Origin of the sequence: Psychrilyobacter piezotolerans, assembly GCF_003391055.1 — a bacterium.
Lineage (GTDB): Bacteria > Fusobacteriota > Fusobacteriia > Fusobacteriales > Fusobacteriaceae > Psychrilyobacter > Psychrilyobacter piezotolerans.
Map to the genome: position 1 here is coordinate 1 of NZ_QUAJ01000049.1, position 12,812 is coordinate 12,812.

Genomic DNA, 12,812 nt, shown 5'->3' on the forward strand with positions numbered 1-12,812 from the left:
CCAACTCAGAGATAAGTATTCTATCATTGATAAGTCACCTTGGAGACTACGAGGTTGATAGGTTGGGGGTGTAAGGGCTGTGAAGTCTTTAGCTGACCAATACTAATATGACGAACACTTAACCTAAAGCAAAATGATTTTAGAGAGTTAATTAAAAAAACATTATTATATAGTTTTGAATGTACAACATTCATAAGAAAGTATATCTAACGAAATTTTGTGATGAATTTAATTCGTCGCTGAAAAATTTGTTAAGATAGTTAGCTTGGTAAGAAAAGCTACGGGGGTACACCTGGTCACATTCCGAACCCAGAAGTTAAGTCCGTAAACGCCGAAAGTACTTAGGGGGCAGCCCCTTGGGAGGATAGGAACTTGCCAAGTCTTTCAAGATGCTTCTTTAGCTCAGTTGGTAGAGCGCTCGACTGTTAATCGAGTTGTCGCAGGTTCAAGTCCTGCAAGAAGCGCCATATGTTTAGCAAGAATAGCTATGGGGATACACCTGGTTACATTCCGAACCCAGAAGTTAAGTCCATAAACGCCGAAAGTACTTAGGGGGCAGCCCCTTGGGAGGATAGGAACTTGCTAAACTCAACTTTGGGGATATAGCTCAGTTGGGAGAGCGCCGCACTTGCACTGCGGAGGTCAGCGGTTCGACCCCGCTTATCTCCACCAAATAAAATTTTAATCAGGATTTATTTCCTGGTTTTTTTATATATTTGACACTTTTTGTAAATAGAGGTATAATAATTAGATACTAGATGTGTTATGAATTGGGATTAAGGGGTTAAAAGGTAAATTTTATAAGGGTTAAAAGGAATAGATGTGGAATTTACTTGTTCAAAATTGTGATGAGATCTTTGAGTTTGAAAAAGGCTTGAGAGGAATCTAGGAGGAATAAAAAAAATGATTTATATATTAATGTTTATAGCTGCCATGTCGCTGTTATTTACAGGATTAAAAAATACTTTAAGAGCATTACCGGTAATAGCAATAGTTTCAGTGATAATTTTCTTTTTTGGGTCAATTTTTGTTACATTTTTACCACTTATTATAATATTAATTGTATTGAGGGCGATATTTGGAAAAAAACAACCACGAAGAACCACAAGGACATATTATTATAAAAATACAAATTCTGGGAATACTCAAGATTTTGAAGAGTTTTTCAGAAATGCAACTGGTGGAAACTACCAAAGACAAACACATGGCGGCCATCCTGGTTATGTTGTAAATAAGGATAAATATTATGCTGAATTAGGGGTAAGTAAGGATGCAAGTCCAGAAGAAATAAAGAAAGCTTATAGAGGGATGGCAAGAAAATATCACCCAGATAAAGCTAATAACTTAGACGAGGAAATGAGAAGTAAATATGAAGCGAAGTTTAAAGAAATAAATGAAGCATATGAAAATTTGAAATAAAAACACAATAAGGGTTACTGCATTAGGTTGTAGTAGTCCTTATTTTTTTTTAGAAAATTAATTGATATTTTGTCGGGAACAGCGGAAGATACCGACATCTTAATGAGTAAGTGTGCTGAAAATAATGAGTGGATAGTATGAAATCGAAGCTGTTTATGGAAAAAAATAGCTAAAATATAGATTAAAAAAATTATAATTTCCTTAGGAAATTATAAAAAAAATAAGATTAAAAGTTTAATTCAAATTTAAGAGAAAAGAAAAAAGGAATTTTAAAAGAATATCGGTATAAGAATTAAGGACAAATTTTGTTTTAAATGTTTAGTAAAATGGTCATAGATTGATATTTTAAAAATGAAGAATTTTTTTTAAAAATAAAACATCGCGATTTAAAAGGGGGAGGACAGATTTCTTTTAGATTTCAGAGTTATTTAGATTTTGAGTTTTGAATGACCGTAATTTAAGCATTTTTTAGTTTGAAGTTCCAAATATAGGTTGAACCGTTTGTTTTGCAAACACTTTGATGTAAAAAAGCTTAACAAAAAAGTAGAAATACGATATAATGTCATTGTAAAGTGAAATTAATAACTAAAGAATTATGTATACCATAATTTATTTATGATCAGAAGGAGGAACAAAATGTCTTGTAAAAACACGCTAAAACAAGAATGTTTTAACCAATTAGATGAATTTATAATTGGATTACCTGAAAAAGAGGGAGCACTAATCTCGGTCCTGCATAAGGCTCAAGAAATATTTGGATATATTCCAATGGAGATTCAAGAATTTGTAGCCGATAGACTGGAATTACCTTTAGCTAAAATATATGGAGTGGTAAGTTTTTATTCGTTCTTTACAATGACTCCTAAGGGGAAATTTCCTATCTCAGTCTGTATGGGGACAGCTTGTTTCGTAAGAGGAGCAGATAAAGTATTAAAAGATTTAGAGAATAAACTAGGAATTAAAGCAGGGGAAACAACGCTAGATGGATTATATTCAATAGATGCTTTAAGATGTGTAGGAGCTTGTGGATTAGCACCTGTTGTATTAGTTGGTGAAGATGTATTTGGTAAAGATGAAGCCCGTGATATAGAAGGACTGTTAGCAAAATATAATTAAGATGGGGGGTTCAAAGATGTCTAAAAAGATAACTTCAATGGAAGAATTATTAAAAAAGGCAAAAGAATGCGAAGAATTAATAAAAATCAGAAAAAAATGAAAAGATTCAGAGGATGTAATTAAGATAAAGGTAGGGGTATCGTCGAAAGATGAAACAGCAATAAAAAACACCGACTTAGTTATAAAATCTATAGTTGATTTGATTGAAATGGAAGATATAGAAAATATAGCTCTGTATAAAACAGAATTTTTAGGGTATGGAGGAGAATTTCCAAGTTTAGAAATAATCATTCCAAATAAGGGAAATGTAGTTTTTGGAAATGTAGATTCCAAAGAAGCTATCAGACTTGTAAAAAAATACCTTAAAGACACTTCTGAAATAGAGGAGTTTTTAGTCGATAATAACGGTACAAAAAGATGTAATCACTAATTTTAGGAGGTAGAATTGATGGCTTATAAGAAACATGTCCTAATTTGTGGAGGGACAGGCTGTTTATCATCAAAAGCTGGAACAATAGCTGAGAATATAGAAAGCTTACTGGTAGAAAAAGGTATGACCGAGGATGTACAGGTAATAAAAACAGGATGTTTTGGATTTTGTGAAAAAGGACCAATTGTAAAGATTGTTCCTGACAATACATTTTACGTAGAGGTAAAACCTGAGGATGCTGCGAGAATAGTGGAAGAAGATCTGATTAAAGGGGAAAAAATAGAGACTTTATTATTTAGAGATCCTGTTACGAAAAAAAGAGTAGAAGATTCTGATCATATGGATTTCTATAAAAAACAACAGAGAATAGCTCTTAGAAACTGTGGATTAATCGATCCGGAGAACATAGATGAGTATTTTGGAAATAGAGGATACCAGGCATTAGGTAAGGTATTGACAGAGATGAGCCAGCAAGAAGTAATCGATGAGATGAAGTTATCTGGTCTTCGTGGAAGAGGGGGAGGAGGATTCCCTACAGGTTTAAAATGGCAGTTCGCATTAAATAATGCTGCAGATCAAAAATATGTAGTATGTAATGCCGATGAGGGAGATCCCGGTGCGTTCATGGACAGATCTATCCTGGAAGGAGATGCCCACTCTGTAATTGAAGCAATGGCAATATGTGGATATGCTACTGGAGCAACTAAAGGATTGGTATACATAAGAGCTGAATATCCATTAGCTATAAACAGATTGAAAAAAGCAATGGCTCAGGCAAAAGAATACGGGATGTTAGGAGATAATATCTTAAATTCAGGATTTAATTTTGATATCGAGATTAAATACGGAGCTGGAGCATTTGTATGCGGGGAAGAAACTGCACTTATCCATTCTATGGAAGGAGAAAGAGGAGAACCTACTTCAAAACCTCCATTCCCGGCTGAATCAGGATACTGGGGAAAACCAACAAATGTAAACAACGTTGAAACTCTTGCTAATATTCCAGAGATCATCTTAAATGGCGGGCAATGGTATAAAGGTATAGGAACTGAAAAATCATCTGGAACGAAGGTATTCGCCCTAGCAGGAAAAATAAATAACGTAGGATTAGTAGAAGTACCTATGGGAACTACCCTTAGAGAGGTAATCTTTGAGATCGGTGGGGGAATCAGAAACGGTAAGAAATTTAAGGCTGTTCAGACAGGAGGACCATCTGGTGGATGTCTTACTGAAAAAGATTTGGATGTTAAAATTGACTTTGACTCGCTGACAGCTATCGGATCTATGATGGGATCTGGTGGAATGATCGTACTGGATGAAGATGACTGTATGGTTGCTGTATCTAAATTCTATTTAGAGTTTACAGTGGAAGAATCTTGTGGAAAGTGTACACCATGTAGAATTGGAAACAAGAGATTATTAGAGATGTTAGAAAAGATAACTAAAGGAAATGGAACTATGAAAGACCTTGAGTTATTAAAAGAATTATCTGAAACTATAAAGGATACATCATTATGCGGATTAGGTCAAACTGCTCCTAACCCTGTTCTTTCAACTTTAAATAATTTCTGGGATGAATATGTAGCCCATGTAAAAGATAAAAGATGTCCTGCAGGATCATGTGAAGATTTATTAACTTATTCAATCAACGATAAATGTATTGGTTGTACAGCGTGTGCCAGAGTATGTCCGGTTAACTGTATCGCAGGAAAGGTTAAAGAAATGCATGTAATTGATACTGAAAAATGTATCAAGTGTGGAGCTTGTTATGATAAGTGTAAATTTGGAGCTATAGACAGAGGATAAAAATTTTAATCAAAAGGGAGTGTGTAAAAAGCCAATGGAATTAATAAATGTTATCATAGATGGTAAATCAATAGCAGTTCCCAAGGAAGCGACGATACTTTCTGCTGCTGAATCATTAGGAATTTCTATTCCTACATTATGTCATTTACAAATGGGTGAAAATGATTATAAAAATGATTGTGCATCATGTAGAATATGTGTTGTAGAGGTAGAGGGAAGAAGAAATTTAGCGCCTTCTTGTGCTACACCAGTTCATGAAGGAATGGTAGTAAAAACCAATACAATGAATGTAATGCAAAAAAGAAGAACTATAATGGAACTTCTGTTATCAGATCATCCTAAGGACTGTTTATCATGTTCTAAAAATGGAGAGTGTGAATTACAAGATTTAGCTGTTCAATTAGGTGTAAGAGAGGTAAGATTTGAAGGAGAGATGTCTACATATAGACCTGACTATTCACCTTCTATCATAAGAGATATGGATAAGTGTATCATGTGCAGAAGATGTGAAACTATGTGTAATGATGTACAGACTGTAGGGGTTTTATCTGGAGTAAACAGAGGATTTGACTCGGTAGTTGCCACAGCATTTGAGAAAAATTTAGAAGACAGTGTATGTACTTACTGTGGCCAGTGTGTAGCTGTATGTCCGGTAGGAGCTCTCCATGAAAATGATCATACTTGGAAGCTGGTAAAAGATCTGGCTGACCCTAAGAAAAAAGTAATAGTTCAGGTTGCTCCAGCAGTAAGAGTAGCTTTAGGTGAGGAATTCGGGGAAGAGCCTGGAACTAATGTAACTGGAAAAATGGTAACAGGACTTAGACAATTGGGATTCGATCAAGTGTTCGATACCAACTGGGCTGCTGACCTTACTATAATGGAGGAAGCTTCTGAATTTAAAGATAGATTAGAAAGATTCTTAGGAGGAGACAAGGACGTAAAATTACCGTTATTGACTTCTTGCTGCCCGGCATGGGTAAAATTCTTTGAGCATAACTATCAAGATATGTTAGATGTACCATCTTCAGCTAAATCACCTCAACAAATGTTCGGTGCAGTTGCTAAAGGAATCTGGGCTAAGGAAGAGGGAATCTCTAGAGAAGACCTTATTGTGGTATCTGTAATGCCATGTTTAGCTAAAAAATATGAGACTTCTAGAGACGAGTTTAAAGTGGATGGAAATCCAGATGTGGATTATTCTATCTCAACTAGAGAATTAGCTAAGTTATTAAAGCAGGCTAATATAGATTTAACATTATTAGAAACTTCTGAATTTGATAATCCATTGGGAGAATCATCTGGAGCAGCTGATATATTCGGTAGAACTGGTGGGGTAATAGAGGCCGCTGTTAGAACTGCGTATGAATGGGTGACAGGAGAAACTTTAGAAAACTTAGACTTTAAAGCATTAAGAGGATTTGAAGGATTTAGATCGGCTACAGTAAAGGTAGGGGACTTGGATCTTAACATCGGAATAGCTCATGGTTTAGGAGAAGCTAGAACGATGTTAGATAAGATAAGAGCAGGAGAAGCTAATTACCATGCTATAGAAATAATGGCATGTAAAGGTGGATGCGTAGGTGGAGGTGGACAACCTTACCATCATGGTGACTTTAGTGTAGTTACTAGAAGAGCAGAAGGCCTTCAAAATATAGACGATAACAAAACTATGAGAAAATCTCATGAAAATAAGTTTGTACAAGATCTTTATGAAAAACATTTAGATAAACCAATGAGTCATAAAGCTCATGACTTATTACATACTAAATATTTTCCAAAACAAAAAGTATAAAATTAAAAGTCAGCGAATTTCGCTGACTTTTTTCGTATTGCTTTAAATTCATATTAAATTTCAGCAGAATAAATGTGTCGTTATTAAGTATAAATAGAGTGAAAGTGGTAATGATAAAGTATAGAATCGTTAAAAATAGAGTGTGAATGATCAAAATATTAAAATGTGAAGTACAGCTTTAAGAATTGAAAAAAATCAACAATTATGCTATACTCTTAGGTAATAAATCAAGGGGCGGTGGATAGATGAAATTAATTTCACTTATATTAGCAGCAGGGAAAGGTACAAGGATGAATTCTGATTTACCAAAGGTTGTTCACAAAGTAAATGGAATACCTATGGTAAAAAAAATAATGAATATATTAAATGAATTGAGAGTGGAAAAAAACATATTGATATTAGGACATAAAAAAGAAGTTGTCTTAAAAAGTGCAGGAGCTGAAAATACCTATGTTGTTCAAGAGGAACAGCTTGGAACGGGTCATGCAGTAATGATGGCTGAAGATTTGTTGAAAGATTATGATGGTGATGTAATGGTAGTATGTGGAGATACTCCCTTATTGAGACCGGAAACTTTAAAAAAACTCTATGATAAACACACAGCTGCCAAGGCAGCTACAACTATCTTAACATCTGTCTATGAAAATCCTTTTGGATATGGAAGGATAGTAAAAAAAGATGGTTTAGTAAAAGCCATAGTGGAGCAAAAAGAAGCGGATCAGAAGACACAGGCTATAAAAGAAGTAAATGCAGGTGTATATGTATTTAACAGTAAAAAATTATTTGAAGCCCTGTCTAAGATGGACAACAATAATGCCCAGGGGGAATATTATTTAACAGATGTAATAAAAATCCAGGTAGGGCAAAAAGAAGTCGTGGAAAGTTTCATCTTGGAGGACAATGAGGAAATACTGGGTGTTAACTCTAAGGTACAGTTAGCTCAGGCGGAAGAAGTGTTAAGAATGAGAAAAAATATCGCTCTCATGGAAGAAGGAGCAATTTTAATAGATCCCAAAACTACCTATGTAGAAGAAAGCGTAAAAATAGGTAAAGATACGGTTATTCATCCAGGAGCATTTCTTCAGGGAGAAACAGTTATTGGAGAGAACAGTGAAATAATAGGAAATACAAGAATAATTGACTCTAAAGTAGGAAAGAATGTAAGGATAGAGTCTTCGGTAATAGAGGAATCAATAGTAGAGGATAAGGTAACTATAGGACCTTTTGCTCATTTAAGAGCCAAGACCCACTTAAAAGAAGGGGTGCATATAGGAAATTTTGTGGAGACAAAAAAATGTGTCTTAGAAAAAGGCGTTAAGGCTGGGCATTTAACGTATTTAGGAGATGCTGAAATAGGTGAGAATACCAATATAGGAGCAGGAACCATAACTTGTAACTATGACGGGGTTAATAAACATAAAACAGTAATAGGGAAGAATGTATTTGTTGGAAGTGATACTGAATTAGTAGCTCCTGTAAATATAGGGGATTCAGCGGTAATAGGAGCTGGATCTGTAATTACTAAGGATGTACCTGCTAGAGCATTAGCAGTGGCTAGGGGGAGACAGATTATTAAGAAGGAGTGGACTAAATAACCATGATTAAAAATGCCAAGAATGTAAAGATTTTCACTGGGACATCAAATGTTAGTTTAGCAAACAAAATAGTAGAAAATTTAGGAATACCAATGGGTCAATCGGAAATACTTAGATTTGCAGATGGAGAAGTTCTTACTAAGATCAATGAGACTGTTAGAGGTTGTCAAGTATTCGTAATTCAACCAACAACAGAGCCGGTAAATGAAAGTATAATGGAATTATTAATATTTATCGATGCATTAAAAAGAGCTTCAGCTAAAGAAATTACTGTAGTTATGCCATATTATGGGTATGCCAGACAGGATAGAAAAGCCAGCCCAAGAGAACCTATTACATCTAAGCTAGTGGCTAATTTACTTACGACAGCAGGAGCTACAAGAATAATGACTATGGATTTACATGCCAACCAAATCCAAGGATTCTTCGATATTCCAGTAGATCACTTTAAGGCGTTACCACTTTTAGCAAGAAACTTTATCGAACATGGATTAAAAGGAGATGACGTAGTAGTAGTATCTCCAGATATCGGTGGGGTAAAAAGAGCCAGAGAATTAGCTAAATGGTTGGATTGTAAGATCGCAATCATAGACAAGAGAAGACCAAAACCTAATATGTCAGAGATCATGAACATAATAGGAGAGGTAGAGGGGAAAACAGCCATCTTTATAGATGATATGATAGACACAGCTGGAACTATCACTAATGGAGCACAAGCCATCATGGATATGGGAGCGGTAGCTTCTTATGCATGTTGTACACATGCAGTATTCTCAGGACCTGCAATGGAAAGATTGGAAGCATCTCCGCTTAAGAAGATTATAATCACAGATACTATCGAGATACCTGAAGAGAAGAAAATCTCTAAAATTAAGATTTTATCTGTAGATAAATTATTTGCTGAAGGAATAAGAAGAGTAATCGAATATAAATCAATCAGTGAATTATTTGAAATAAAAAAATAGTTAAAAAAAAAGGAAGCCCATGGGCTTCCTTTTTTCTTTACCATCGTGAGGAAATATGATAAAATATTAAATAAATGTCATAAAAAAAAGAGGTAGTTATGAAAAAAATATTTGAGAACAGTGAATTAAATTATGAAAAAATTTCAAATATGGTAGCTAATGGGGCTCTAATAATTTATCCAACCGATACAGTATATGGATTGGGAGCAAGTATTCATATGAAAAAATCATTGGATAAGGTTTATGAAGTGAAGGAAAGAGACGGGAAATCTCCCTTGATAGCTCTTTTGAGTGATGGAAAATATCTAGAAAAAGTAGCTATAATAAATGAACTCAATAAAGAAAAAGTAGAAAAATTAATAGAAAAATTTTGGCCTGGCGGGCTGACAATAATTTTAGATAAAAAGAGGATAATACCTCCTAATATGGTATCTAACGGTACCAGTGTAGGGGTAAGGGTTCCGAATCATAAAATTTCTATAAAAATTATAGAAAGCTGCGGGGGAATATTAGCTACCACAAGTGCCAATATATCAGGGGAACCCAGCCCTAGATCATATGATGAACTCAGTGAAGAGATCAAGTCTAGAGTAGATATAGTGGTAGATGATAATGAAACACCTAAGGGAGTGGAATCAACTATAATCGATATGAGAGGTACTCCTAAGATATTACGGGAGGGTCACATCACACGAATAGATATAGAAAAAATAATCGGGAAAGTGGAATAATGGAGGGAATATGAAGGGGCAAAATATGAATGGAATGCAAATGAGAAATATGTCAGGTATGATGGGTATCCAAAATGCTATGCAGAGAATAGGAAAAGGGAAAAGAAAGTATACTGTAAAGATCTCTAAGCATAATAAAAAGTTTTTAGGTAAATTTGTAGAAGAGATTCAAAAACAAATGGGTTCTGAAAATAATCCTCAAATGAAAGGTGTATTAGACTTTTTAACGTACTTAAAAGCTGAATGCGCTAAAAAGACCGTGACTGAAATCAAAATGAGTTTTGATGAATTAGAATTTTTAAAGAAAATGGTAGTAGATTCTGTTAAAGGTATGGAAGGGATGACCTATAAGTGGTACCAAATTATCAATAAATTAATGGTGAAAACTATGATTAAATCCAATAGAAGTTTATTGGAAGAGTTAAAGTAAATTAAAGTAGATTAAAAAATTAAAATATAAAACAGGAGGCAGTTAAATTTTATTTAATTGCCTCTTGTTTTATATAGAATAATCTTGTGCTATACTTATAATGGGTAAAATAAAAAAGAGGTGACTTATGAAAAATAAACCAAAAATAGTGGTACTAGGCGGCGGAACCGGTCTCTCTAATTTGCTGAGAGGATTAAAATATTTCCCATTGGATATAACTGCAATTGTTACAGTGGCAGATGATGGGGGGTCTTCAGGGAGACTAAGAACAGAATTTAATATTCCGGCTCCGGGAGACATAAGAAATGTTATGATAGCGCTCAGTGAATTTGAAAGTAAGGGAGAAGAGCTCCTAAACTACAGGTTTGGCGGGACCAGTGATTTAGCTGGTCATCCAATAGGTAATCTTATGCTGACAGCTATGATAAACATGGAAGGGAATATAGTTGACGGAATAAAGGCATTGAATGAAGTATTGAATATAAAGGGGACGGTATTGCCGGCTACTTCCAGCAGCTGCACTCTTCTAGCAGAGATGGAAGACGGTGAAATAGTAGCGGGAGAATCTAAGATACCGGCCGTAAACAAAAGAATAAAAAGAGTATATTTTGATAAAAAACCCAAGGCAGTCAGGGAGACTGTGTCGGCCATTGAACAGGCAGATATGGTTATAGTAGGGATTGGAAGTCTCTATACCAGTATCATGCCGAATTTAATCATAGAGGAGATAAAAGATGCCATAGTGAAATCAAAGGCTCATAAAATATATGTATCCAATGCAATGGAACAGCCTGGAGAGACTGCAGGTTATAGTGTAGGAGATCATATTAAAGCCATATACTCCCATGTAGGGGTAGAATTTTTTAATTCGGTCATAGTGAATAGTAAAAAAATACCAAATGATATTTTGAAAAAATATAAAGAACAGGATGTTAAGGAGATAAAGATAGATTTGGAAAATCTAAAAAAATATTCCCTTAAAATAATTCAGGAACCGTTAATTGAGATAAGTGAAAATAAGACTGTAAGACACAATCCATTGAAATTAGCTTCAACTATATATTCATTGGTATTGGGAAAGATAAAACTGTAAAAAAGGGGGATAAGATTGTATAAATATATATTTGGACCGGTACCTTCCAGAAGATTAGGAGTTTCTCTAGGGGTGGATCTGGTCATGCCTAAAACATGTAATTTGGATTGTATCTATTGTGAGTGCGGATCTACAACTAAATTTTATAATATGAGAGACAGCTATATAGATATAGATAGATTGATAAGGGAAGTTAAAGATATATTGAAAAATCTGACTCCCGATTATATAACTTTTTCAGGAAGCGGAGAGCCGACATTAAATAAAGATCTGGGTATAATCATAAAAAAAATAAGAAAGATATATAGCGGTAAAATAGCAGTGATAACTAATTCTACCCTCCTAAACAACTTAGATGTAAGGGAAGCTTTGGAGGAAGCAGATCTGATCATTCCATCCTTAGATGCCATATCAGAGGATGTATTTAAAAGGATAAACAGACCTATAGAAGGTTTATCTGCTAAAAACATCCTGGATGGGATGACTAGATTTTTATCGGCAACTAAAAAGGAAGTATACCTGGAGATCTTCATAGTGGAGGGGATAAATGACGGTGTGGAGGAGCTGGAAAAATTTGTGGAATATCTGAAAGATAAAAAGATAACTACAATTCAGCTGAATACCCTGGCCAGACCGGGAGCCATAAGGGAGATAAAGCCGGCTTCCATGAAAAGATTGTCTGAGATTAAGGATTTTTTTATAAGTCGTGGTTTAGATTCGGTGGAGATCATAAAAAAATATACCTCCAGGGAAGAACTTCCCAAATACAGTGAAAAATTAGAAAAACTTATCTTAAATATGCTCACCAAAAGAAAGTATAGTATCCATGAGATGGTTGAATTACTCCAAAGAAATGAGGTAGAGTTATTTAAATATTTAAATATTCTGCAAAAAGAAGGGAAGGTAAAGGTGGTTATTGAAAATGACCAAATCTATATAAAATCTTAAAAAAATAATTGACAAAAATTGTATTATTTTATATAATAAGTCGTATCTCTGTGAGAGATATAAAATACTCGTGGTTGGATTCCCGAGTGGTCAAAGGGAGCAGACTGTAAATCTGCCGGCTCAGCCTTCGAAGGTTCAAATCCTTCTCCAACCACCATTTTAAAGCTGCACAAATTTCTTGAAGTAAATACTTAAGGGAAGGGTGTAGGTTTTTTTTTTAAGACAGTGAATTAGGCCATGGGGTCATAATATAAATTCAAAAATAAATTAAATTTTTAGGAGGCTTTAACAATGGCAAAAGAGCAATTTGACAGAAGTAAACCGCATGTAAATATTGGAACAATAGGTCACGTAGACCATGGAAAGACAACAACAACAGCAGCAATCTCAAAAGTATTATCTGATTTAGGATTAGCTAAAGCAGTAGATTTCGCTAACATCGACCAAGCACCAGAAGAAAGAGAAAGAGGAATCACTATAAACACAG

Annotated in this window: 12 protein-coding genes, 3 tRNA genes and 3 rRNA genes; all 18 read left to right on the forward strand. The window is 34.6% G+C overall.

Annotated features, from left to right (window positions below):
- A 23S ribosomal RNA gene (locus tag DYH56_RS15065) occupies positions 1-126 on the forward strand; the annotation flags it as partial.
- Between the two features lie 138 nt (positions 127-264).
- A 5S ribosomal RNA gene (gene rrf / locus DYH56_RS15070) occupies positions 265-381 on the forward strand.
- A 10-nt stretch (positions 382-391) separates the two neighbouring features.
- Positions 392-467 (forward strand) — tRNA-Asn (locus DYH56_RS15075).
- 4 nt (positions 468-471) lie between these two features.
- Positions 472-588, forward strand: a 5S ribosomal RNA gene (gene rrf, locus DYH56_RS15080).
- An 8-nt stretch (positions 589-596) separates the two neighbouring features.
- A tRNA-Ala gene (locus DYH56_RS15085) sits at positions 597-672 on the forward strand.
- A 231-nt stretch (positions 673-903) separates the two neighbouring features.
- Positions 904-1,419, forward strand: coding sequence for a J domain-containing protein (locus DYH56_RS16425; RefSeq protein WP_114643693.1), 516 nt, complete (start codon positions 904-906; stop codon positions 1,417-1,419).
- Between the two features lie 636 nt (positions 1,420-2,055).
- Positions 2,056-2,535, forward strand: a complete 480-nt coding sequence (locus tag DYH56_RS15095) for an NADH-quinone oxidoreductase subunit NuoE family protein (RefSeq protein WP_114643694.1) — start codon at positions 2,056-2,058, stop codon at positions 2,533-2,535.
- 208 nt (positions 2,536-2,743) lie between these two features.
- Positions 2,744-2,965, forward strand: coding sequence for a hypothetical protein (locus DYH56_RS15100; RefSeq protein WP_114643695.1), 222 nt, complete (start codon positions 2,744-2,746; stop codon positions 2,963-2,965).
- Positions 2,966-2,983: 18 nt separating this feature from the next.
- On the forward strand, positions 2,984-4,771 hold the full coding sequence (locus tag DYH56_RS15105) for an NADH-quinone oxidoreductase subunit NuoF (RefSeq protein ID WP_114643696.1): 1,788 nt from the start codon (positions 2,984-2,986) through the stop codon (positions 4,769-4,771).
- A gap of 34 nt (positions 4,772-4,805) precedes the next feature.
- Complete coding sequence (locus DYH56_RS15110; RefSeq protein ID WP_114643697.1) at positions 4,806-6,563, forward strand: NADH-dependent [FeFe] hydrogenase, group A6; 1,758 nt, start codon at positions 4,806-4,808, stop codon at positions 6,561-6,563.
- Between the two features lie 245 nt (positions 6,564-6,808).
- Positions 6,809-8,158, forward strand: coding sequence for a bifunctional UDP-N-acetylglucosamine diphosphorylase/glucosamine-1-phosphate N-acetyltransferase GlmU (gene glmU, locus DYH56_RS15115; protein ID WP_114643698.1), 1,350 nt, complete (start codon positions 6,809-6,811; stop codon positions 8,156-8,158).
- A 5-nt stretch (positions 8,159-8,163) separates the two neighbouring features.
- The gene (locus DYH56_RS15120; protein ID WP_199533054.1) at positions 8,164-9,123 is read left to right on the forward strand and encodes a ribose-phosphate diphosphokinase; all 960 of its coding nucleotides are present in this window, start codon (positions 8,164-8,166) and stop codon (positions 9,121-9,123) included.
- 98 nt (positions 9,124-9,221) lie between these two features.
- Complete coding sequence (locus DYH56_RS15125) at positions 9,222-9,854, forward strand: L-threonylcarbamoyladenylate synthase (protein WP_114643700.1); 633 nt, start codon at positions 9,222-9,224, stop codon at positions 9,852-9,854.
- A 10-nt stretch (positions 9,855-9,864) separates the two neighbouring features.
- Complete coding sequence (locus tag DYH56_RS15130; RefSeq protein WP_114643701.1) at positions 9,865-10,284, forward strand: hypothetical protein; 420 nt, start codon at positions 9,865-9,867, stop codon at positions 10,282-10,284.
- Positions 10,285-10,411: 127 nt separating this feature from the next.
- Positions 10,412-11,377, forward strand: coding sequence for a gluconeogenesis factor YvcK family protein (locus DYH56_RS15135; RefSeq protein WP_114643702.1), 966 nt, complete (start codon positions 10,412-10,414; stop codon positions 11,375-11,377).
- Between the two features lie 15 nt (positions 11,378-11,392).
- The gene (locus tag DYH56_RS15140) at positions 11,393-12,325 is read left to right on the forward strand and encodes a radical SAM protein (RefSeq protein ID WP_114643703.1); all 933 of its coding nucleotides are present in this window, start codon (positions 11,393-11,395) and stop codon (positions 12,323-12,325) included.
- Between the two features lie 72 nt (positions 12,326-12,397).
- Positions 12,398-12,482: transfer RNA gene (locus tag DYH56_RS15145), tRNA-Tyr, on the forward strand.
- A 134-nt stretch (positions 12,483-12,616) separates the two neighbouring features.
- Positions 12,617-12,812, forward strand: a 196-nt coding sequence (locus DYH56_RS15150; protein WP_233500051.1) for a GTP-binding protein, incomplete at its 3' end; no start/stop codon positions are given.

Excerpts from the sequence above, each read along its gene's own strand:
- DYH56_RS15105 (WP_114643696.1), top strand. The coding sequence starts at position 2,984 with ATGGCTTATAAGAAACATGTCCTAATTTGTGGAGGGACAGGCTGTTTA.
- DYH56_RS15125 (WP_114643700.1), top strand. The coding sequence starts at position 9,222 with ATGAAAAAAATATTTGAGAACAGTGAATTAAATTATGAAAAAATTTCA.
- DYH56_RS15130 (WP_114643701.1), top strand. The coding sequence starts at position 9,865 with ATGAAGGGGCAAAATATGAATGGAATGCAAATGAGAAATATGTCAGGT.
- DYH56_RS15110 (WP_114643697.1), top strand. The coding sequence starts at position 4,806 with ATGGAATTAATAAATGTTATCATAGATGGTAAATCAATAGCAGTTCCC.
- glmU (WP_114643698.1), top strand. The coding sequence starts at position 6,809 with ATGAAATTAATTTCACTTATATTAGCAGCAGGGAAAGGTACAAGGATG.
- DYH56_RS15100 (WP_114643695.1), top strand. The coding sequence starts at position 2,744 with ATGGAAGATATAGAAAATATAGCTCTGTATAAAACAGAATTTTTAGGG.
- DYH56_RS15135 (WP_114643702.1), top strand. The coding sequence starts at position 10,412 with ATGAAAAATAAACCAAAAATAGTGGTACTAGGCGGCGGAACCGGTCTC.
- DYH56_RS16425 (WP_114643693.1), top strand. The coding sequence starts at position 904 with ATGATTTATATATTAATGTTTATAGCTGCCATGTCGCTGTTATTTACA.
- DYH56_RS15095 (WP_114643694.1), top strand. The coding sequence starts at position 2,056 with ATGTCTTGTAAAAACACGCTAAAACAAGAATGTTTTAACCAATTAGAT.